The organism is Agrococcus sp. TSP3-2-1, from assembly GCF_049897585.1.
Taxonomy (GTDB): Bacteria; Actinomycetota; Actinomycetes; order Actinomycetales; family Microbacteriaceae; genus Agrococcus.
The window spans coordinates 128,786-149,474 of the sequence record NZ_JAFCWN010000005.1 but is presented as its reverse complement, the minus strand read 5'-3'; the positions used below and the strand labels follow the sequence as shown (position 1 = coordinate 149,474).

The window sequence follows — 20,689 nt, the reverse complement described above, 5'->3', positions numbered from 1 at the left end:
AGTCACGCCCCCGGGGTGGCGGGCTGCACCTCCACGGGCACGAACGGCTCGTCGAGCCCGAAGGCCGCGGGACCGAACGCGGCGAGCGCCCCCGGCGTGCGCATCATGTCGGGCGTCGAGATGCCGAGCACGCGCACGCGCTGGCCGTAGCGGAGTCCCTCCGTGGTGATGGGCTCGGCGCTGTCCGCATCCAGCACGCAGATGAGGTCGGGCACGATCGCGACCGTCTCACCGCCGCGCTTGGCGATGAGGTTCTCGTTCTGGAACTGCACCTCGAGCGCCTCGCCACCGCCGTCGATCGGGTCGATGCGGGCGCGGCCCTTCGCGAAGCCGTCGGTCGTGCGACGTTCGACATCGGCGACCTTGCCGTGGAAGAGCTCCCGGACATGGCTGTAGAGCGTGGTCGCGAGGCACGCGGCGATCGCATCGAACGGCGAGCGGTGCTCCTCGCGCGCCTCGCGGATCGCGCGCCCGAGGGCGAGTGCCATCGAGAGCGTGCGCGGGATCGCGGTGCGGCGCACATCGGCCCCCGACATCGCGTATTCGGCGATGTGGCCGACCCCGCCGAGGCGGATCGTGATCGCGCGCGCGAGCCACTCCATCTGCCGATCGTCGTCGCCGGTGTCGATGATGACCCGCTCGCCTCGCTCGCCCGCGAGGGCGAGCGGGGACCCGTGCACACCGTAGACGGCGAACGTCTCCATCGACAGCTCCGGGAAGGCCCGCCCCATGCCGTCGGCGTCGACGACCGGCAGACCGGTCTCGGCGGCCACGACGAGCGGGATCATCGAGTTGATCCCGCCGCACTCGATCGGCATCGTCGCATCCGCCGTCCTGCCGAGGTGCTCCTCCAGGATGCGCAGCGCGAGGGTCGGCTCGGTGCCGGCCGGGATCTTCTCCACCATGACGGTCGGCGCGCCCATCTGCGCCGTCGGGATGACGAAGCAGTCGTCGGCGAGGTCCTCGGGGTCCAGCACCGTGATCGCGCGGTCGCCGAGCACCTGCTCGACGAGCCGGCGGCCGATGTACGGGTCACCTCCGCCGCCCGTGCCGAGCAGGGTCGCGCCTCGGGCGAGGTCGCTGAGATCGGTCGCGCGGAGCTCGAAGCTCATGCGGCCACCTCCTGGATCGAGCCGTCGAACCGGGTCGGCGGGCAGTCGTAGCCGAAGTACGCGGGACCCGCGAGCGCGATGCCGCCCTCGGAGTGCCAGCGCTCGTCGGCCGGCGCGGCCACGACGCGCACGCGCTGGCCGTAGCGCAGGCCCTCGGTCGTGATCGGCGCGCCGGAGTCGTGCTCGAGCACGACGATGAGGTCCGGCGTCGTGACGAGCACCTCATCGTCGAGCGTGGCGACGAGGTGCTCGTTCTGGAAGGAGAGCGTGAGCGCGCCCGCGTCGCCCGTGATGCGCGCGCTGCCGCGCGCGAAGCCGGTCGTGGTGGCGCGCGCGACGTCGACGACCTTGCCGGCGAAGAGCTCGCGACCGCCGAGCCGGTCGACGACGGCCGCGACCGGGTCGACGTTCGCGCTGCGGGCGCGCTCGATCGCGTCGCCGAGCTCGACGCACAGCGAGAGCGAGCCGGCCACGAGCGACTCGCGCGCTTGGGCCCCGCTCATCGCGAAGCCCGAGATCATCACCGAGCAGCCCATCTCGATCGCCGCGACGCGTGCGATGCGCTCGGTCCACAGGTTGTCGACCGTCGAGAGCACGGCCGTGTTGCCCTTGTCGTCGGCGATCCCGAGCGGCGAGGCAGTGATGCCGTAGAGGGTCGGCAGCACCATCTGCAGCTCGGGGAACGCGCGGCCCATGCCGTCGCCGTCGAGCAGCGGGAGGCCGAGCATCGCGGCGGCGGCGACGGGGATCGTCGAGTTGACACCGCCGACCTCGGCGCATGCGATGTGCGTCGGCCGTCGGTCGAGCTGCGCCGCGAGCGCCTCGATCGCCGCGACGACCTCGTCGACGTTCGGCAGCTTCTCGACCATGACGGTCGGGGCGCCCATCATCGCCGCGTTCACGACGACGGCGTCGTCGGGCAGCGACGCGAGCGGCACGACCTCGACGCTCCCGTCGCCGATCGCCTGCCGCGCGAGCAGGGCGCCGACGTAGGGGTCGCCTCCACCGCCCGTGCCGAGGACCGCGGCACCGAGAGCGAGTCCCGGGATGGAGTCGGCGGTGATGTGCCAGCTCATCGGCCTATGTCCAGGTCGCCGACCGCCTTGGCGCGCACGCGCGTGGCGTTGCCGGGGAGGTAGGGCAGCGGCACCTCGTCGAAGTCGACGATCTGCACGCTCTGCGGCGTCGCGCCCGCGGCGATCGCCTTGTCGACGGCCTCCTGCCGCACGTCGTCGAGGATCGCATCGCGCCGACCGGGGTCGACGGCGACCACCTTGTCGATCTCACCGCCCACCTGCGCGATCGACGCGCCGATCGCGTTCGCGACCGCGTAGTTGTCGGGGCGCTGCACCGCTCCGAAGATCGGCAGCACGTCCGGTAGGAGGATTGAGCCGCCGCCGACGGCGACCACGGGGATCGGCTCGGACGACGTGCGCATCCGGTCGACCGCCTCGGTGACGCGCTCCGCGATGCGGTCGATGACGGCGAGCGCGAAGGAGCGCTCGATGTGGCGCACGCGGTCGACATCCCCGATCTCGACGCGGCCGGCGGCGACGGCGATGTCGGTCGCCGTGAGCGTGGATCCGCCGAACACGAGCGCCTCACTCGTCAGGCGGTACCCGACGGAGGTGGGGCCGACCTCGCGGGACTCCTCGTGCACGTGGCTGCCGCCGCCGATGCCGAGCGACAGCACGTCCGGCATCCGGAAGTTCGTGCGCACGCCGGCGACGGTGACCTCGGTCGACGTCTCGCGCGGGAAGCCCTTGACGAGCAGGCCGATGTCGGCGGTCGTGCCGCCCACGTCGATGACCGCGCAGTCGGTGAGGCCGCTCGTCGCCGCGGCGCCTCGCATCGAGTTGGTCGGACCCGAGGCGAACGTCGCGACGGGATAGCGGCGCACGAACTCCTCGTCCATGAGCGTGCCGTCGTTCTGACTCAGGAAGATCGGCGCGGCGATGCCCTGCGCTCGCACGGCTGCGCTGAGCCCGTCGACGATCTCGACCGCGAGCTCGCGGAGCGCCGCGTTGATGACGGTCGCGTTCTCGCGCTCGAGCAGACCGATGCGACCGATCTCGTGGCTGAGCGAGATCGCGGCGTCGTCGCCGAGCTCCTCGCGCACGACCTCGGCGGCCGCGAGCTCGAGGTCGTGGTTGACCGGGCTGAACACGCTCGAGATCGCCACCGAGCGGATGCCGTTGGCGGCCATGTCGGCGGCGTGGCGGCGCAGCTCGTCGGGGTCGAGCGGCGAGATCGGACGGCCGTCGAACTCGTAGCCGCCGTGCGCGAGGTAGGTGCGCGCCTGGATCGCCTCGCGCAGCTCGCCCGGCCAGTCGACGAGCGGCGGAAGAGCGCGCGTCGCCGGAAGGCCGAGGCGCAGGGCCGCCGTCGGAGCGAGGCCGCGAGCCTGCACGAGCGCGTTGATGAAGTGGGTCGTGCCGATCATGACAGCCGTGATCTCGACCCCCTCGAACGGCCGGTCGGCGCGCAGCGACTCGATCGCCGCGACGATGCCGCTCGTCACGTCGGCGCTCGTCGAGCGCTTGACGCTCGCGAGCACGTGCGATCCCTCCATGAGCACGGCGTCGGTGTTCGTGCCGCCGACGTCGATTCCGATGTGCATCGCGAGCGTCTCCTCTGGTTCCGGTCCGGTGTGCTTGCTCGTTCGGCGCGTCAGCGCTCGGTGGCCTCGACGACGGGGCTCGCCGCGCCGCCGATGGCGATGTCGTTGTCGGTCGTGACCTCGCCGATCCCTCGCACGAGGCCGAGCTTCCCCGCCACGACGTAGAGCACGAACGAGAGCACGAGTGCGGTGATCGACGGGATGCCCCACGTCACGAAGTAGCCGACGAGGCTCGCGACGAGCCAGACCGCGAGGGTCGCCGGGACGATTCGCGGGGCCGTCGCGGGCAGCGTGCCGGCCCCGCGCGTCGCGTCGAGCGCGGGGCGGAACCGCCGGACGACGAAGTACTCCGCGAGGATGATGCCCGCGATCGGCGGGAAGGCGGCGGCGAGCACGGTGAGGAAGGGGATGAAGCCCTGCAGGATGCCGAACGCGGCGAGCAGCGTGCCGACGACTCCGATCACGATGGTCGTCGCGAGGTGCGGCAGCCTGCGGTTGAAGGCCGTCGAGACGAAGTTCACGAGGCCGAGCACCGACGCGTACAGGTTCCAGTCGTTGATCTTGAGCGTGCCCGTGACGATGATGAGCAGGCCGACCCAGCCGACTGCGGACGTCACGATCGCCACGATGTTGCCGCTCTGCGCGGCATGGGCGAGGAGCACGCCGGCCAGGCCGATCACGAATTCGCCCAGGGTGATGCCGACGACCGTGACCTTGACCACGTCCCCGGGCGTCCGGTTGAAGCGCGTCATGTCGCTCGTGATGATCGCGCCCACGATGAAGCCGCCCGCGACGACGCCCGCGCCCGCGAAGACCGACATCGGCTCGCCTGCCGGAGCGCTGTTCATCAGGTCGACGATCGAGTGCTGGCTCAGCTCGCTCACGATCGACCAGCCGACGAGCACGAGGAAGAGCGGCACCGTGATGTTCGCGAGCAGCTGCATCCCCTTGAAGCCGAACGCGACCACGCCCGTGACCGCGAGGCCGAAGATGATCGACCAGGCGGGGATCGGCATGACGTCGGGCATGAGCGAGTCGAGCGACTCGGCGGAGATGGCGCTCTGGATCCCGAACCAGCCGATGAGGCTCATCGCGATCGCGAGGCCGACGAGCGACGAGCCGATCTCGCCGAACCCCGTCCAGCGAGTGAGGAGCGACGTCTGCATGCCTTCGCGCTGCCCGACGATCCCGACGAGGATGATGACGACCTCGAGGATGATGGAGCCGAGCAGGAACGCGAGCGCCGCATCCCAGAACCCCAGCGCGTAGCCGAGCGTGGCACCCAGCAGGAACTGCGAGAGGGCCGACACCTGGCCGAAGCGCTGCACAGCGATGCCGAACCAATGCCTGCGCGCGGCCTTCGGCACGCGCTGCAGCGAGTAGTCGTCGTGGGCAGTGGCTTCCATAGCGGCGCCCTCCTGGTCGAAGCGGTCGATGGCGCAACGGTATGAGGCTGCATGGAGCGTCACCATGTGCGATCAGTCGATACTTCGACTCGGAGTGTGCGGACTGCACAGCTCATCGAGTCCTCCGCGACGAGCGGGCGTTCTGGCTCAGCCGACCTGGGCGAGGTAGCTCAGCTGGGCCGCCGTCGACGCCTCGGCGGCGAAGCGCACGTCGTCGTCGAGGTCGGCGTAGACGCGGTCGACGACGTCGCCGACCGTCGCGTCGGCCGCGCTCGAGCCGAGATCGCGCAGCGCCTGCCGCACCTGCTCGAGCCGCTCGAGCCGGTGCGCGCGGTACTGCCGCGCGATGGCGGCGACCGACGGCAGCGGGTCGCCGTGGCCGGGCAGCACCTCGAGGTCGCCGAGCCCCTCGAGCTTGTCGAGGCTCGCGAGGTAGGGAGCGATCGCGCCGTCCGGGTGCATGATCACGGTCGTGCCGCGGCCGAGGATGGTGTCGCCCGTGAGCACCGCGCGGCCCGGCACGACGATGCAGATCGAGTCGTGCGTGTGCCCCGGGGTCGCGAGGATCTGCAGCTCGGCGTCGCCGACCGGGATCCACTCGCCGTCGACGAGCGGTGCGCCGCCGTGGCACTGATCAGCATCGAGGCCGCGCAGCACCGCACCGGTCGAGCGGGCGAGCTCGCGCGCCGCCTCCGTGTGGTCGGTGTGCTTGTGGGTGACGAGGATGAGCCGAGGAGCGAGGTCGACGAGCCGCTCGACGTGCTCGACGTCGGCGGGACCGGGGTCGACGACGACCTCGCCGCCGAGCACGTAGGTGTTGGTGCCGTCGAGGGTCATCGGGCCGGGGTTCGGGGCGACGATGCGCTGGATCTCCACCATGTGACCGAGGGTAGTCCCGAGGTGTCAGCGGCATCTGGTGACATGGCGGCATGGAACCGCTCCTGGTCGTCGTCGCCCTGCTCGGCATGCTGCTCGCCGGCGCGCTCGGCGCGCTGCTCGGCTCGCGCACAGGCCGTGCCCGCGCCGCCGTCGAGCACGCCGCGAGCCGCGGCGAGCTGCAGGCCGCCCGCGCCCGCCTCGAGGCGCTCGAGGGCGAGCGCGCGCGGGAGCGCGACGTCGCCGATCGGCGGCACGCCGCGCAGCTCGAGGAAGTGCGCGCCGAGGCGGCGCAGAGGCTCGCCGAGGAGCGCGAGCGCGGCCGCGCGGCGCTCGCCGAGCTGCAGCAGGACGCGCAGCGCCGCGCCGACGAGTTCGCCAAGCTCTCGAGCGCAGCGCTCGAGCGCAACTCCGCCGTCTTCCTCGAGCAGGCCGAGGAGCGCTTGCGCCGCTCCCAGAGCGAGGGCGCCGCCGAGCTCGCGAAGCGCGAGCAGGCGGTGCAGCAGCTCGTCGAGCCGCTCTCGAAGTCGCTCGAGTCGGTGCGCTCCGAGGTCACCGCCGCCGAGAAGGCGCGCGCCGAGGCGAACGCCGCGCTCGCCGAGCAGCTGCAGCTCATGCGCTCGAGCTCCGAGCGGCTGACGACCGAGACGCGGCAGCTCGTCACGGCGCTCCGGGCGCCGCAGGTGCGGGGTCGCTGGGGCGAGCTGCAGCTGCGGCGCGTCGTCGAGGCCGCCGGCATGCTGCAGCACGTCGACTTCACCGAGCAGGCGCACCACGCCACCGACGACGGCGCGCTGCGGCCCGACATGCTCGTGCACCTGCCGGGCGACAAGCAGGTGATCGTCGACGCGAAGGTCGCCTTCGCCGGCTACCTCGAGGCGATGGAGGCGACCGACGACGCGACGCGCGACAAGCGGCTCGACGCGCACGCGCGCCACCTGCGCGAGCACATCGACCAGCTCGGCTCGAAGGCCTACTGGGAGGCGGTGCCTGGCAGCCCCGAGTTCGTCGTCATGTTCATCCCCGCGGAGCCGTTCCTCAACGCGGCGCTCGAGCGCGACCCGACCCTGTTCGAGCGCGCCTTCGAGCGCAACGTCGTGCTCGCGACGCCCGCGACGCTCGTCGCGCTGCTGCGCACGGTCGGCTACACGTGGCGCCAGGAGCAGCTCGCCGGCGAGGCGCTGCAGGTGCTCGAGGTGGGCCGCGAGCTGCACAAGCGGCTCGGCACGATGGGCACCCACCTGACGAAGCTCGGGAGCAGCCTCAACCGCACGGTCGAGGCGTACAACGCCTTCAACGCATCCCTCGACCGCAACGTCGTGACGCAGGCGCGGCGGTTCTCGAGCCTGCAGGGCCTCGAGCCCTCGCTCGAGCGGCACCCGCCGCTCGAGGTGCTCGCGGTCGCGGCGCAGAAGCCCGACGTGCACGCCGACGAGGCGATCCGCGACATGGTGCGCGAGGCGGTCCGAGATGCCGAGGAAGCGGGGCCCTCGGCGGTAGCGTGAGCACGTGACCGAGATCCCCGTCGCCGCGACCCTCGTGCTGGTGCGCGACGGCCACGCTGGCGCCATCGAGGTGCTGCTCCTGCAGCGGCCCGATCGCGGCTCGTTCCCGGGCGGCTGGGTGTTCCCCGGCGGCCGGGTGGAGCCCGTCGACGAGGCGGCCGACGAGGAGACCACGGCGCGCAACGCCGCGGTGCGCGAGACCGCCGAGGAGAGCGCGCTCGTCGTCGACCCGGCCGCGCTCGTGCCGCTGTCGCAGTGGATCCCGCCCGAGCAGCTCGCGACGAAGTTCCACACCTGGTTCTTCGTCGCCCGCGCGCCCGAGGGCGAGCTGCGCCTGCAGCACGCCGAGGCGATCGACGCGACGTGGATCCGACCGGCGGATGCGCTCAAGCGGCACGGGAAGGGCGACCTGCGGCTCTTCCCGCCCACGTGGGTGACCCTCGACACGCTACTGGCCTACCCCACCGTCGACGCGGCGCTCACGGCGATCGGCGGCCGGGCACCGCAGCGCTACGCGACGAAGCAGGACCCCGCCCGCGCGCTCGCGATCTGGGAGGGCGACGAGGCGTACGACGGCGGCGCCGACTCCGATGAGGGCCCGAGGCACCGGCTGCACGTCGGGTCGCTGCCGTGGCGGTTCGAGCGGCGCTGATCGCGCTCCCCCGCCGGTGCTGAGCCTGGCGAACTATGAGCCGAAGTCCTAGGATCGGCTCATGAGTGAGGCGGTGGGCGACGACGATCGCGACCTCGTCGATCCCCGCCGTCTCGACGCATCCGCCCACCTCGTGCGCGCGCAGGGGCTCAGCGACGCGGACGTCGACGAGATCACCGACCTGTTCCACGCGCTGCGCCGCTGGCATCGCACGTCCGCGGCGCACAGCGAGGCGAGCCGCCGCTACATGCGGCTCGGCGAGAACGACATGCGCGCGATCCGCTACGTCATGTCTGCGGGCCGCGACGGCGCGATCGTCACGTCGACGATGATCGCCGAGCACCTCGGCATCACGGGGCCCTCGGTGACGAAGCTGCTCGACCGGCTCGAGCACGCCGGTCACATCCGTCGCGAACGGCACCCGCGCGACCGCCGCTCGCTCTCGATCGTCGTCACCGACGAGACGCGCGCGCAGGCGACGGCGTCCGTCGGCGCCGATCACGCGCGGCGCTACGCCGTCGCCGCCGCCCTCTCGCCGGAGGAGCGCCGGGCCGCGACGAAGTTCCTGAGCCTGCTCGCGGACCTGCCCGTCGTCGAGCACCTCGCTCACGAGCCGCTGCGCGAGGATCGCGCCAGCTGGGGGCGCTCCCACTCGGCGACCGGGCCCGGCTCGACCGTGAAGAGCGGATGCGGGACGGGCCGACGCGCGTAGCGGAGCCGCTCGGGCGTGCGCCTGGCGAGCTTCGCCCGCAAGTGGCCCCACTCGTACTCGAGCTGGCCGTCGGTGACGACCATCCGGGGTGCGGGGCCCGGCCGGTCGATCCGAGTGCGGTCGAAGCGATAGCCGCGCGCCTCCGCCGCGTCGGCGACGCCCGCGAGGTAGGCGCCGATCGCCGCGACGGGATCGGGCTGCTCGCGGAACCGCTGCAGCTGCGGGTGCCGGGTGTAGCCGCGCGTGCGGCCGGCGAGCACCGCTTGCGCGAGCAGCGCCTCGCGCCAGCACGCGGTGAGCCCCGGTCGATCCAGCAGCCCGGGGTGGAGCGACCAGATCCTCACGAGCGAGCCGCCTCCGCCGCCGCCACGATGCGGCTCGCCATCACGTCGAAGATGACCTGGTGGGCGGGCACGAGCGACCACCAGTAGAGCCGGCCGCCGAGCCCGCTCGGCAGGAACACCGCCCGCTGCCGGTAGTGCGCGCCCGAGCCGTGCGGGGCGACCTCGAGCTCGAGCCACGCGCGCCCGGGCACGCGCATCTCGGCGCGCAGCCGCAGGAGCCGGCCGCGCTCGATGCGCTCGACGCGCCACCAGTCGACGACGTCGCCCTCGCGGAGCGCCTCCGGGTCGCGGCGACCGCGACGCAGCCCGACGCCGCCGACGAGGCGGTCGGCGAGGCCCCGGAGGCTCCACAGCAGCGGCACCGAGTACCAGCCGCGCTCGCCCCCGATCGACTCGACGACCCTCCAGACCGACTCGGGCGACGCATCCGTCACCCGCTCGCGGGCGTCCTCGAACACCGTCGACCCCGACCAGGTCGGGTCGCTCGGCAGCGGGTCCGAGGGTGCGCCCGCGGGGCTCGCGGAGCGCCAGCTCGACTCGATGTCGCCGGAGCGCTCGCGGGCGAGCGCGAGCCGCACGGCCTGCCGGTAGCCGGTGGGCCCGGCCGCGGGCGGCGGGATGATCTCGTCGATGCGGCGCTCGGCGACCACGCAGTCGTGCAGCAGCGAGCCGATGAGCGGCACGGCGATCGCCCGCGGGACAGGCGTGACGAGGTTGACCCACTGCGATGCGAGCCACGGCGTGAGCACCGGGAGCGGGGCGATCGGCCGCTGGGGCAGGCCCGCCTCGAGCGCGTAGCCGTTCATCACCTGACCGTAGCGCAGCACGTCCGGGCCGCCGATGTCGAAGGCGCCGTGCACCTCGCGCGGCACCGTGGCCGCGTGCACGAGGTAGTGGAGCACGTCGCGGATCGCGATCGGCTGCACGAAGTTGCGCACCCAGCGGGGCGCGGGCATGTAGGGCAGCACCTCGGTGAGGTGGCGGATCATCTCGAAGGACGCGGATCCGGAGCCGATGACGATGCCCGCCTGCAGCACGATCGTGGGCACGCCGGAGGCCAGCAGCGTCTCGCCGACGGCGACGCGCGAGGCGAGGTGCTTCGAGAGCCGCTCGCCCTCCGGGTGCAGCCCCGAGAGGTAGACGATGCGCTCGACGCCCGCCGCCCTGGCCGCGGCGGCGACGTGCCGCGCCTGCGCGAGCTCGGCGGCCATGAAGTCGCCGCCCGCGCTCATCGCGTGCACGAGGTGGAAGACGACCTGCTGGCCCTCGAACGCCGCGGCGAGGCCCTCGGGCTCCTCGAGGTCGCCGCGGACGACCTCGACCTCGTCGGCCCAGGGAGCGTCGGCGAGCCGGCCGGGATCGCGCGCGAGCGCGCGCACCCGGTGGCCGGCGAGGGCGAGCCGCGGGATGAGCCGCGGGCCGACGTAGCCCGTCGCGCCGGTGACGAGCACCGAGCGGCGCTCCGCCTCGGGCAGCCGCTCGATCGGCGGCTCGGGCGCGAGCCGCGCCACGCTTGCGTGCGCGGTCATCGGCCGAGCATCGCCCACGCGATGCAGAGCATCGTGACGACGAACCCGCAGCCGTAGTTCACCCAGAGGAAGCGGCGCCAGCCCCGGTTCGCCCCCGCGCTCGACGCGTCGGTGATCCTCCAGAACGGCGCGGCGAGCACGATGTACGGCACGGCGACGAGCGCCCCGAGCGACGCGGGCCACGGCGCGAGCAGCATGAGCACGCCAGCGGCGGCCCACAGCGCGATCGCGAGCCGCACGGTCGCGGGGGCGCCGAGCACCGTCGCGATCGAGGCGATGCCGCCCTCGCGGTCGGGCACGACGTCCTGCACGGCGCCGAAGGCGTGGCTCGCAATGCCCCAGCAGAAGAACGCGATGAGGATGGCGACGAGCTCGGGCGTCCAGTCGGCGCCGGCGAGCACGAGCCCGTAGACGGCGGGGCTCACGAAGTGGGTGCTCGAGGTGATCGAGTCGAGCAGCGGCACCTCCTTGAAGCGCAGGCCCCGCGCCGAGTAGGCGACGACCGCGAACAGGCTCACGGCGAGCACCGCCCACGACGCAGGGCCTCCCATCGCGACGAGCGCGACGACGAACGGCACGGCGAGCCCGATCGACCACGCGAGCGTCGCCCGGTGCGTCTCGGGCGGCAGCAGGGCGCCCTCGACGCCGCCCTTCCGCGGGTTCTTGGCGTCGGATGCGTAGTCGAAGACGTCGTTGATGCCGTACATCGCGAGGTTGTACGGCACGAGGAAGAAGAGGGTGCCGATGATCGTGCGGACGTCGACCGTGCCGGTCGTGAGCACCATCGCGGCGGCGAACGGGAAGGCCGTGTTGATCCAGCTCACCGGGCGGGAGGCGAGCAGCAGTCGGCGGGCGAGCCCGGGACCGGTGACCGCGCCCGGCTCGGCGACCTCACGCATCCCGGTCCTCCGACGCCCGCCGCGCCGATGCACCGTCGCGCGCGCGAGCGCCACGGCTCGGCAGCAGCGTCCAGATGGCCGCGGCGAGCAGCACGGCGATGAGCGCGTAGCCGAGGTCCTCGATCGGCGCGAGGCCGATGTGCGGGCCGAGCAGCTTCGCGTCGTCGTAGCGGAAGAGGTCGGCCGCGATCATGAGCGAGTCGAACACGATCGTGAGCGCGAGCACGATGGCCGCGGCGATCGCGAGCGCTCCCCAGCGGCGGCGATCCCGGCGCAGCGCGAGCACCGCCGCGACGATCGAGGCGGTCAGCAGCGGCGCGAGCACGAGGATGTAGCTCACGCGTGCTCCTCGGCCCTGGCGCGGCGGCGCGCGAGCAGCCGCTCGCCTGCCGCGAAGGCGACGAGCGAGACGTAGGCGAGGAACGTGATGAAGAAGAGCTCCTCGATCGGCAGGTGCGGGAGGACCTCGAAGCCCGTCATCCAGGGCGAGGCGCCGAGGCGGAAGTTGCCGGTCGCGATGCACGCGAGGTCGGTGATGAGCAGCACCGCGGCGGTGCCGGCGATCGCGCCGAGCGCGCGCAGCGGGTCGGCGAAGAGCGCGAGCCGCCAGCGCGCATCCATCGCGCCGATGCACACCGCCGACAGCACGATCGCACCGAGGTAGACGAAGCTCACCGGCGCTGCCCCGATCGCTCCGGCTCGAGCGGCTGCAGCGGACCGGTCGAGCGGTCGCCTCGCACGTGCTTGACGACGAGCTCGGCCGAGATGAGGCACATCGGCACGCCGATGCCGGGGACCGTCGTCGAGCCCGCGAGCAGCAGGTCGCGCACCGCGCCGTGCTTCGTCGAGCCGCGCAGGAACGCCGACTGCCGGAGCGTGTGCGCCGGGCCGAGCGCCGTGCCGCGCCACGCGTCGAGGTCGACCGCGAAGTCGGCCGGCCCGATGGTGCGGCGGGTGACGACGCGCTCGGCGAGCCGCTCGATGCCGGCCCACGCGGCGATCTGGGCGATCGCGCGATCGGCGATCGCCTCGACCGCCGCGTCGCCGGTGCCGTCGATGCCGCCGCGCCCGAGCCGCGGATCTGCCGGCACGGGCACGAGCACGAAGAGCGCCTCGTGGCCGGCGGGCGCGACCGAGGGGTCGGTGGCGGAGGTGCGGCTGACGTAGAGCGAGGCGGGGTCCGTCACGCCGTCGGCCGGGTCGGCGGCGGGGGCGCCGAAGATGCGCCCGAAGCCGTCCTCCCAGTCGCGCGTGAACAGCAGCGTGTGGTGCTCGAGCTCGGGCAGCTCGCCCTCGACGCCGAGCATGACGAGCACGGCGGAGGGCCCGGCGACGCGCTTCGCCCAGCGGCGGTGGCCGCGCTCGGCCACGCCGGGCACGTGCGCGAGCAGCTTCGTATCGGTCGCGTGCCCGTCGGCGGCCGAGACGACGAGGTCGGCGTCGATGCGCTCGCCGCTCTCGAGCAGCACGCCGCGCGCAGCACCCTGCTCGACGACGATGCGGCGCACGCGGGCACCGGTGCGCAGCTCGGCGCCCGCCTCGCGCGCGAGCCGGGCCATCGCCTCGACGAGCACGCCGAAGCCGCCCTGCGGGTACCAGACGCCCTCGACGAGGTCGAAGTGGCTCATGAGGTGGTACATCGACGGCGCCGACCTCGGCTCGGTGCCGAGGAACACGGCGGGGTAGCCGAGCGCCTGCCGCAAGCGGAGGTCGCGGAACGAGCGCGCGACGCGCGCGTGCAGCGTCTCGACGAGCAGCCGAGCGAGCGTCGGCACCCGGGTGCCGCCGCCGAGTCCGGCGAAGGCACCGAGCGAGTCGAAGCGGTTCGAGAGCAGCCCGGAGGTCGCGAGCTCGGCGGTCTCGGTCGCCGAGCGCAAGTAGCGCCGCAGCTGCTCCCCCGCGCCCGGCTCGATGCGCTCGAACGCGGCGATCGTCGCGTCGAGGTCGCCGGAGACCTCGAGCGGCTCGTCGACGCCCTCGTAGAGCACCTTGTACGCCGGGTCGAGGCGCTCGACGTCGACCTCCGCCTCGAGGCTCGACCCGAGCATCCGGAACGCGTGCTCGTAGGGCTCGCGCATGAGCATCCACGAGGGGCCGGTGTCGAACGTGAAGCCCTTCGAGCGCCAGGTGCCGGCGCGACCGCCGAGCGACCCGCCCTGCTCGACGAGCACGACCTCGTGCCCGTCGCGCGCGAGCAGGCCAGCGCTCGCGAGGCCCGCGATGCCCCCGCCGATGACGACGATGCGGCTCATCGGGCCGGCTCCAGGCGCGCCTCACGGGCGCTCGCCGCGCGGGCGACGCTCGCGCCGAGGGCCGCGCGCGCCACGATCGCAGCCTTCTCGGCGCTCGGCACGCTGATGCGGCGGCGCGGGAGCTCGGCAGCCGGGGTCGCGCGGATGCGTCGGGCGAGTGCCGCGAAGAGACCGTGCGCGGCGAGCACGGCCGGGCGGGCATCGCGAGGCAGCAGCGGCACGGTGTCGCGCGCGATGCGCAGCTCGCCCTCGAGCCGGTCGAGCACGCGGCCGACGGCCTCCTCCGTCGGGTGCGCGGGGTCGACGCCGGGCAGGTAGGCGCGGCCGAGACCGTCGGCGTCGGCGCCGATGTCACGCAGGAAGTTCACGACCTGGAACGCCGAGCCGAGCGCGCGGGCGCCGCGGTCGACGCGCCGCGCCTCGGCGTCGGGGAGCCGCCGCCCGCCGAGGAAGCAGCGCACGCACATGAGGCCGACGACCTCGGCCGAGCCGTAGACGTAGCTCCGCAGCTCGCGCTCGTCGCGGAACGCGACCGGCTCGAGGTCGCGCCGCATGGCGGCGAAGAACGGCGCCGTCTGGTCGGCCGTGATGCCGACGCGGCGAGCGGTCTCGGCGAAGGCGTGCACTACGAGGTCGGCGCTGAAGCCGGTCGCGACCGCGCGCTCGACCTCGCGCTCGAGCGCGTCGAGCACCTCGCGGCACGATCGGCGGTCGAGGCCCGACTCGGCGCCGGGGCCGTCGACGATCTCGTCGGCGACGCGCACGAGCGCGTAGACGCTCGCGATGTCGCCGCGCATGACGGGCGGCAGCAGCCGGCTCGCGAGCCCGAACGACGTCGAGTACGCCTCGATGACCGTCGCGCTCGCGCGCCGGGCGGTGCGCGTGTAGAGGTCGAGGCCCGTCATCGGCCCCGCTCCACGCAGCGCGAGAGGATCTGCAGCAGGTCGTCGCGCACCGGCTGCTCGACCGGCGCCGCGGCGAGCAGCGTGCGCACCTCGTCGGCGCCGCCGGCGATGCGGCGCTCGACCTCGTCGAGCGCGCCGCTGCCGCGCATGACGTGCCGCACGCGCGCGGCGGCGCCCTCGTCGGCATCCGGGTCGCCGTAGTGACCCGCGACGCTCGCCCAGGCGGTGTCGCGGCTCGCGAGCGCCGACAGCATCGTGGGCGCGCCGGCGCGGATGTCGCTCAGCACGCTCTTGCCGGTGGTCGCCTCGTCGCCGAAGACCCCGAGCACGTCGTCGCGCAGCTGGTAGACGACCCCCATGCGCAGGCCGATGTCGCCGAGCGCCGCGATCGCCGCCTCGTCGCGGCCGCCGAGCACGGCGCCGAGCTCGAGCGGGGCGCGGAAGGAGTAGTCGGCGGTCTTGCCCTCGAGGATGCGGTCGATCGCGGCCCGGTCGGGCGTCGCGCCGGCGAGCAGGACGTCATCGTGCTCCCCCTCGGCCGCGCGCACCATCGCGCGGGTGACGATGCCGAGCACGCGCGCTCGCACGGCGGTGGACACGTCGAGCGAGCCGAGCGAGGCGATCGCCCGCACGAGCAGCGCGTCGCCGGTGACGATCGCCGCGGCGAGGCCGAGGCGCTTGGCTCTGGCGGGTGCGAGGCCCGCCTCGGCGGCGAGGTCGCGCGCCTCGCGCGCGACCGACGGCTCGCCGCGGCGCTCCTCGTCGCCGTCGATGACGTCGTCGTGCACGAGGAGCGCGGCGTGCAGCAGCTCGATCGCGGCCGCGACCGCGACGACGGCCTCGCGATCAGCGCTCCGGCCGGCCGCCGCCATCACGAGGCGCGGGCGGAGCAGCTTGCCGCCGATGGCGGCGCGCGCCGCGGCCGCCTGCACGGGATGCGGGCCCGTGGGCGCGGCGAGCTGCGCGATGCGCTGCTCGACCTCGGCGAGCAGCGTCGGCGCGTCGACGGCGGTCACGACGCACCCGCGAGCGCGTGGAGCTGCTCCGCCTGCAGCACGAGCCAGGGGCTGAACGCCCACGGGGTGGCGAGCACGCCCGTGCGGAGGTCGTCGGGGTCGACCCAGTGCCACTCGACGACCTCGCTCGGCTCCGGCTCGAGCGGCTCAGCGATGCGGCCCACGAAGACGGGACAGCGCTCGTGCTCGACGATGCCGCTCGCGTCGACCGCGCGGTACTCGAAGTCAGGCAGCACGAGCCGCAGCTCGGTCGCGCTCGTGCCGAGCTCCTGCCGCAGCCGGCGCTGCACGGCGTCCTCGAACGCCTCGCCGGGAGCCGGGTGGCCGCAGCAGCTGTTCGTCCAGACGCCCGGCCAGGCCTGCTTCTCGAGCGAGCGGCGCGTGATGAGCAGTCGGCCCTCGTCGTCGAGCAGGTAGCACGAGAACGCGAGGTGCAGCGGCGTGGAGTCCGAGTGCACCGTCGCCTTCGGGGCCGAGCCGATGGGCGTGCCGTCGGCATCGAGCAGCACGACCAGCTCGTCGTCGGTGAGCGCCGCGTTCATCATGAACCGAGCGTAGCAAACACTTAGCCGTTGCAACTATGAGTTTTGGCAATAGAATGAGGGCATGCCGCTGACGCCGAACGAGGGTCCGCACGAGCGCGAGATGCTCGACCCGCGCCGCTACGACGTCTCTTCGTCGCTGGTCTCCGAGTATGGCTTGAGCGACGGCGAGGTGGAAGAGGTCATCGACCTGTTCGACGCGCTGCGCGGCTGGCACAGCGCCTCCGAGGCGCAGAGCGAGGCGAGCCGGCGCTACATGAAGCTGAGCGAGAACGACATGCGCGCGATCCGCTTCATCATGGCGACGACCCGCGAGCGGCGGATCGTCACGTCGACGATGCTCGCCGAGCACCTCCGCATCACGGGCCCATCGGTCACGAAGATGCTCGACCGGCTCGAGCGCGGCGGCCACATCCGGCGGGAGCCGCATCCGAGCGACCGCCGAGCGCTCTCGCTCGTCGTCTCCGAGAGCACGCAGCAGACGGCGAACGCGACCGTCGGGCGCTACCACCTGCGCCGCTTCCGGGTGGCGTGCGAGATGTCGAGCGCCGATCGCCGCACCGTGACCGCGTTCCTCCGCCGGCTCGCGGAGGTCCCGCTGCTCGACCCGGGCGCCGAGGCGCCGCGGGCGGGCTAGAACGGCAGCGGCCCGTCGGGCGCGAACGCCGCGACGGTGCGGTCGCGGCCATCCTCCTCTCTCGCGGTCGCCGCCGGCGGGATGGTGCTCGCCACGTCGGCGGATCCCGAGGCCCGAGACGGGCCTCGGCGCGTATCGCGCGACGAAGGCCCGAAAGGGCCTTCGTCTTGAGCGCGAGCGCGAGCGCGCACCTCGTGGATGAAGCGGCGCACGCGCTGATCGACGATGATGTCGCCCGGCCGCAGCGGCCGCGAGAGGTAGAGGCCCTCGAGGGACGTCAGGCGCGACAGCGCCACGTAGGTCTGCCCGGGCGCGAAGGCGCGCGAGCCGAGGTCGACGACCGCCTCGTCGAAGGTCTTGCCCTGCGCCTTGTGGATCGTGACCGCCCACGCGAGGCGGAGCGGGAACTGCGTGAACTCCGCGACGACGTCGCGCTTGATCTCCTTGGTCGTCGGCGAGTAGGAGTAGCGGTACTGCTCCCACACCGCCGGCTCGACCTCGTGCTGCTCGCCGTCGACCTCGACCCACACGGTGCCGCCGATGTCGACGACCTTGCCGAGCGAGCCGTTGACCCAGCGCCCCTCGGCGTCGTTGCGCAGGAACATCACCCGCGCACCGAGCTTGAGCTGCAGCTCGACGTCGGCCGGGTACTGGCGGCCGCCGTAGTCGCCCGAGACCTCCGCGACGGCCGTCTTCGACTTGCCGGGCAGCTGCGCGAGCGCGCGGCCGTTGATGCGCGTGACGGTGTCGTTGCGGCTCGCGAGGGTCAGCACGTCGTCCGCGGGCCTCCGGGCGCCCGCGTCGTTGAGCAGCTGCGCGATCTCCGCGGTGACCGTGCCGTGCCGCACGGCGTTGAGCGCCATCTTGAACTCGAGGTCGGTCTGGCGGTGGATGTGCACGAGCTCGACGACCTCGAGCTCGGCCTCCTCGCGCCACACGCGCGCGTCGAAGAACCACATCGACGCGTAGTGGTCGGCGAAGTAGGCGCGCTCCTCGGCATCGCCCGGCACGGGCGCGAGCTGGTACGGATCGCCGAACATGACGACCTGCACGCCGCCGAACGGCACCGACCGCACGCCGCGAGCCTGCCGCAGCGACCGGTCGATCGCATCCATCAGGTCGGCGTTCACCATCGAGATCTCATCGATCACGAGCAGGTCGAGCGAGTTCAGCATCTGCTTGAGCTCGGTGCGCTGCCGCAGCGGGGCGTCGGCGATCACGCCGAGCGGCAGCTTCAGCAGCGAGTGGATCGTCTGCCCGCCGACGTTGAGGGCCGCGACGCCCGTGGGCGCGCAGACGATGATCTGCTTGCGCGAGTGCTCCGTGAGGTGGCGCAGCAGGGTCGACTTGCCGGTGCCCGCGCGGCCGGTGATGAACAGGTGCCCGTCGCCGTCCTCGATGCGCCGGTAGATCGCCAGCTGCTCGGGGGTCAGCTCGACGTCCATCCCTCCATCCTCCCGCACCGGCGACGCTTCCAGGCCTGCACGCGCGGGCCGCTGTCGATGCGCCACGCCGTGGAACAGCGCGGCGCGACGCGCTGTTACCCAGTGTGACGCCGCATCCGCACACCGTGCGCTCGCGTGCGCCATCATGGTTCCGGACGGAAGAAGGGGGATGCACATGTGCCGATTGCTCGCGCACGTCTCCCCCACCCCTGTCACGACGCAGAGCGTGCTCGGCGACGCGAGCTGCCGCGAGTGGCAGCGGCTCGGCCGGCTGCACACCGACGGCTGGGGCACGGCGTGGCTCGACGGCCACGAGGTGCGCCGCTACCGCGACGCGCGCCGCGGGCTCGACAACCCCGACCTCACCGACGCGCTCGGCGACACGCCCTCGCGCGCTCGGCTCACCCACCTGCGCCTCGCGACCGAGGGCTTCGCCACCCGGGTGCAGAACACGCACCCGTTCCGGGTCGGCGACGTCGCGCTCGCCCACAACGGCTCGGTGACGCCCTTCGCGCCGCTGCGGGCGAAGGTGACGGATGCGGAGCTCGAGCGAGTGGGCGGCGAGACCGACACCGCGGTCGTCTTCGCGCTCATCCTGCGGCAGCACGACGCGGGCGTGCCGCTGTTCGACGCCGTGACGTCGACGGTCTCGCAGCTGCGCGAGGAGTTCCCGACCTCGGCGCTCAACCTGCTCGTGCTGAGCCCCGACGAGCTCATCGCGGTGCACGCGAACCAGGGCGCGCCGATCCCGCTCGAGCTGTTCGAGGAGTCGGGCCTCGGCGACGACCTGCCGGTCGACCACGTCGACCACTACTACCAGCTGTCGTGGCGGCGCTCGGAGGACGGCGCGATCGCCGTGACCTCGAGCGGTCTCACGGGCGACGGCTGGAACCGCATGCTGCCCGAGACGGCCGTGCGCATCGACCTCTCGACGCTGCACGTCGAGCGCCGCGAGCTGCACGAGGTCGCGGCGGCGCACGTCGCCTGACTCCGCCCGCGGCTCCTGCGGCGACCGCGCGCACCCGGCGCCGGCTTGCGGCACGCGAAGCGGACCCGATCCCGGCGCGGGGACCCGAGATCTCGGGTCCGGATGCCGGGACGGGGTCCGGATCGCGAAGCGCGCTAGCGGCGGCCGAAGATCGCGAGGGCGATGCCGCCGACGATGAGCACGGCGACACCGGCCGCCGCGGCGATCCACGGCGTCGGGTCGTCGTTGTAGGAGTCCTGCGCGCGCCCGACGACGCGATCGGCGACCTTCTTCGGGTTGACCCGATCCTCGATCTCGTTCAGGTGCTGGCGCAGCTGCTCGCGCTGACGATCGATCTCGCGCTGCTCGGTCATCGCACGTCTCCTTCGACCCTCGTCGCACCGCCCGCGCCCGTCGTCGTCCGAGGCGCGGCCACCGTCGCCGCCGGCAGGTCGTCGAGCGGGTCGGTGCCGTCGGCCGCGTGCCCGAGGCCGCGCACCATGTTCACGTCGTCCTTGATGCTGTCGACGGCCTCGAGGTCGCCGAAGTCCTTGTTCTTCTTGATGAGCTGGATGCCCGCGAGCGCCAGGATCGCGACGATCACGAGCAGCACGGCCGAGACGATGAGCGCCGACAGCCACGGCTCGAAGACCACGTTGAGGCCCTGGTAGCCGGCGTAGATCAGCCAGCTGAAGAGGAAGATCGCCACGACGGCGGCCGCCGCGAGCAGCGCCCCGCCGATGCCGACGCCCTTCGCCTTCTCGGAGAGCTCCTCCTTGAGGTGCTGCACCTCCGCCTTGGCGAGGTCGACGATCATCTGCGGCGTCTCCGCGAGGAGATCGCCGAGCGACTTGCGCGGCGTCATGAGACGTCCTCGGGGCGCGCGATCTCGGTCGTGCCGCCGTTGCCGCGGCGGCCCTTGCCCTTGCCGCCGACCTTGCTCATCGCGTCGCCCGCGACGCCCTTCGCCTGCTCGACGAGCTTCGGCGCCTGCGTCTCGACCATGTGCTGCACCTCGTGGCGCTGCTTCTTCACGGTCGGGTTGTTCCAGACCTTGTCGGCCGCGCTGGCGATCTGCTCGTAGCGCTGACGACCGGCCTTCGCGCCGAGCACGTAGCCGGCCCCGAAGCCGATGACGAGAAGGATCCTGCCGCGCATGTTCGCTCCTGCCGTTGGGGATGCCAGCCGTGCTGGCGTCGTGCGTGTTCACGATACCCAGCAGAGCCGGGTCCGCGCTCCCAGGTTCCGCTCGGGCATCGTGGAGGATGCC

The 20,689-nt window shown here is 73.1% G+C and carries 23 protein-coding genes; 5 read left to right on the top strand and 18 right to left on the bottom strand.

Features of this window, described 5'->3' with window-relative positions:
- Window positions 1-2: 2 nt before the first annotated feature.
- The 5 genes from ACP7BI_RS08990 to ACP7BI_RS08970 form a co-directional block, all read right to left on the bottom strand.
- Window positions 3-1,112, bottom strand: coding sequence for a DUF917 domain-containing protein (locus ACP7BI_RS08990; protein ID WP_425845274.1), 1,110 nt, complete (start codon window positions 1,110-1,112; stop codon window positions 3-5).
- Window positions 1,109-2,188, bottom strand: a complete 1,080-nt coding sequence (locus tag ACP7BI_RS08985; protein ID WP_425845272.1) for a DUF917 domain-containing protein — start codon at window positions 2,186-2,188, stop codon at window positions 1,109-1,111. The genes ACP7BI_RS08990 and ACP7BI_RS08985 overlap by 4 nt, the downstream gene beginning before the upstream one ends.
- Window positions 2,185-3,732, bottom strand: coding sequence for a hydantoinase/oxoprolinase N-terminal domain-containing protein (locus tag ACP7BI_RS08980; RefSeq protein WP_425845270.1), 1,548 nt, complete (start codon window positions 3,730-3,732; stop codon window positions 2,185-2,187). Before ACP7BI_RS08980 ends, ACP7BI_RS08985 begins: the two co-directional genes overlap by 4 nt.
- Window positions 3,733-3,782: 50 nt before the next feature.
- On the bottom strand, window positions 3,783-5,138 hold the full coding sequence (locus ACP7BI_RS08975; RefSeq protein WP_425845268.1) for a purine-cytosine permease family protein: 1,356 nt from the start codon (window positions 5,136-5,138) through the stop codon (window positions 3,783-3,785).
- Between the two features lie 147 nt (window positions 5,139-5,285).
- Window positions 5,286-6,017 (bottom strand): MBL fold metallo-hydrolase, encoded by a 732-nt coding sequence (locus ACP7BI_RS08970; RefSeq protein ID WP_425845266.1) that lies wholly within the window; start codon window positions 6,015-6,017, stop codon window positions 5,286-5,288.
- Between the two features lie 272 nt (window positions 6,018-6,289).
- Here ACP7BI_RS08970 and rmuC point away from each other — a divergent pair, with 272 nt between their 5' ends.
- From rmuC to ACP7BI_RS08955, 3 genes are all read left to right on the top strand, one after another.
- Window positions 6,290-7,519, top strand: a complete 1,230-nt coding sequence (rmuC, locus tag ACP7BI_RS08965) for a DNA recombination protein RmuC (protein WP_425845566.1) — start codon at window positions 6,290-6,292, stop codon at window positions 7,517-7,519.
- A 4-nt stretch (window positions 7,520-7,523) separates the two neighbouring features.
- Window positions 7,524-8,171, top strand: coding sequence for an NUDIX hydrolase (locus ACP7BI_RS08960; protein WP_425845263.1), 648 nt, complete (start codon window positions 7,524-7,526; stop codon window positions 8,169-8,171).
- Between the two features lie 61 nt (window positions 8,172-8,232).
- On the top strand, window positions 8,233-8,883 hold the full coding sequence (locus ACP7BI_RS08955; protein WP_425845261.1) for a MarR family winged helix-turn-helix transcriptional regulator: 651 nt from the start codon (window positions 8,233-8,235) through the stop codon (window positions 8,881-8,883).
- Here ACP7BI_RS08955 and ACP7BI_RS08950 read toward each other — a convergent pair.
- The 9 genes from ACP7BI_RS08950 to idi are packed head-to-tail and all read right to left on the bottom strand — an operon-like array spanning window position 8,778 to window position 16,373.
- Window positions 8,778-9,227 carry a pyrimidine dimer DNA glycosylase/endonuclease V gene (locus tag ACP7BI_RS08950; protein WP_425845258.1) on the bottom strand — a complete coding sequence of 150 codons (450 nt, stop codon included), beginning with the start codon at window positions 9,225-9,227 and terminating at the stop codon, window positions 8,778-8,780. The genes ACP7BI_RS08955 and ACP7BI_RS08950 overlap by 106 nt on opposite strands.
- The gene (locus ACP7BI_RS08945) at window positions 9,224-10,756 is read right to left on the bottom strand and encodes an SDR family oxidoreductase (RefSeq protein ID WP_425845256.1); all 1,533 of its coding nucleotides are present in this window, start codon (window positions 10,754-10,756) and stop codon (window positions 9,224-9,226) included. The genes ACP7BI_RS08950 and ACP7BI_RS08945 overlap by 4 nt, the downstream gene beginning before the upstream one ends.
- On the bottom strand, window positions 10,753-11,655 hold the full coding sequence (locus ACP7BI_RS08940) for a prenyltransferase (protein ID WP_425845254.1): 903 nt from the start codon (window positions 11,653-11,655) through the stop codon (window positions 10,753-10,755). Before ACP7BI_RS08940 ends, ACP7BI_RS08945 begins: the two co-directional genes overlap by 4 nt.
- Window positions 11,648-11,995, bottom strand: coding sequence for a lycopene cyclase domain-containing protein (locus ACP7BI_RS08935; RefSeq protein ID WP_425845252.1), 348 nt, complete (start codon window positions 11,993-11,995; stop codon window positions 11,648-11,650). The genes ACP7BI_RS08940 and ACP7BI_RS08935 overlap by 8 nt, the downstream gene beginning before the upstream one ends.
- Window positions 11,992-12,330 carry a lycopene cyclase domain-containing protein gene (locus ACP7BI_RS08930; protein WP_425845250.1) on the bottom strand — a complete coding sequence of 113 codons (339 nt, stop codon included), beginning with the start codon at window positions 12,328-12,330 and terminating at the stop codon, window positions 11,992-11,994. The genes ACP7BI_RS08935 and ACP7BI_RS08930 overlap by 4 nt, the downstream gene beginning before the upstream one ends.
- Window positions 12,327-13,907 carry a phytoene desaturase family protein gene (gene crtI / locus ACP7BI_RS08925; protein ID WP_425845248.1) on the bottom strand — a complete coding sequence of 527 codons (1,581 nt, stop codon included), beginning with the start codon at window positions 13,905-13,907 and terminating at the stop codon, window positions 12,327-12,329. The genes ACP7BI_RS08930 and crtI overlap by 4 nt, the downstream gene beginning before the upstream one ends.
- Entirely contained in the window at window positions 13,904-14,812 is a 909-nt protein-coding gene (locus ACP7BI_RS08920) for a phytoene/squalene synthase family protein (protein ID WP_425845246.1), read from the bottom strand. Before ACP7BI_RS08920 ends, crtI begins: the two co-directional genes overlap by 4 nt.
- Window positions 14,809-15,828 (bottom strand): polyprenyl synthetase family protein, encoded by a 1,020-nt coding sequence (locus ACP7BI_RS08915; protein WP_425845244.1) that lies wholly within the window; start codon window positions 15,826-15,828, stop codon window positions 14,809-14,811. Before ACP7BI_RS08915 ends, ACP7BI_RS08920 begins: the two co-directional genes overlap by 4 nt.
- Window positions 15,825-16,373: an isopentenyl-diphosphate Delta-isomerase gene (idi, locus tag ACP7BI_RS08910; RefSeq protein ID WP_425845242.1), complete on the bottom strand. Its 549-nt coding sequence runs from the start codon at window positions 16,371-16,373 to the stop codon at window positions 15,825-15,827. Before idi ends, ACP7BI_RS08915 begins: the two co-directional genes overlap by 4 nt.
- A 61-nt stretch (window positions 16,374-16,434) precedes the next feature.
- Here idi and ACP7BI_RS08905 point away from each other — a divergent pair, with 61 nt between their 5' ends.
- Window positions 16,435-17,007 carry a MarR family winged helix-turn-helix transcriptional regulator gene (locus ACP7BI_RS08905; protein ID WP_425845239.1) on the top strand — a complete coding sequence of 191 codons (573 nt, stop codon included), beginning with the start codon at window positions 16,435-16,437 and terminating at the stop codon, window positions 17,005-17,007.
- Here the strand turns inward: ACP7BI_RS08905 and ACP7BI_RS08900 are convergent.
- Window positions 17,004-18,452, bottom strand: coding sequence for an ATP-dependent DNA helicase (locus tag ACP7BI_RS08900; protein ID WP_425845237.1), 1,449 nt, complete (start codon window positions 18,450-18,452; stop codon window positions 17,004-17,006). The genes ACP7BI_RS08905 and ACP7BI_RS08900 overlap by 4 nt on opposite strands.
- Before the next feature lie 175 nt (window positions 18,453-18,627).
- On the opposite strand from ACP7BI_RS08900, the gene ACP7BI_RS08895 reads away from it, so the two are divergent.
- On the top strand, window positions 18,628-19,440 hold the full coding sequence (locus ACP7BI_RS08895) for a class II glutamine amidotransferase (RefSeq protein ID WP_425845235.1): 813 nt from the start codon (window positions 18,628-18,630) through the stop codon (window positions 19,438-19,440).
- 134 nt (window positions 19,441-19,574) lie between these two features.
- On the opposite strand, the gene ACP7BI_RS08890 is transcribed toward ACP7BI_RS08895, so the two are convergent.
- Genes ACP7BI_RS08890 through ACP7BI_RS08880 form a run of 3 tightly spaced genes read right to left on the bottom strand, consistent with a single transcriptional unit; the run spans window position 19,575 to window position 20,577 of the window.
- Entirely contained in the window at window positions 19,575-19,793 is a 219-nt protein-coding gene (locus tag ACP7BI_RS08890) for a DUF3618 domain-containing protein (protein WP_425845232.1), read from the bottom strand.
- Window positions 19,790-20,284: a phage holin family protein gene (locus ACP7BI_RS08885; RefSeq protein ID WP_425845231.1), complete on the bottom strand. Its 495-nt coding sequence runs from the start codon at window positions 20,282-20,284 to the stop codon at window positions 19,790-19,792. The genes ACP7BI_RS08890 and ACP7BI_RS08885 overlap by 4 nt, the downstream gene beginning before the upstream one ends.
- The gene (locus ACP7BI_RS08880) at window positions 20,281-20,577 is read right to left on the bottom strand and encodes a hypothetical protein (RefSeq protein ID WP_425845229.1); all 297 of its coding nucleotides are present in this window, start codon (window positions 20,575-20,577) and stop codon (window positions 20,281-20,283) included. The genes ACP7BI_RS08885 and ACP7BI_RS08880 overlap by 4 nt, the downstream gene beginning before the upstream one ends.
- Window positions 20,578-20,689 lie beyond the last annotated feature (112 nt).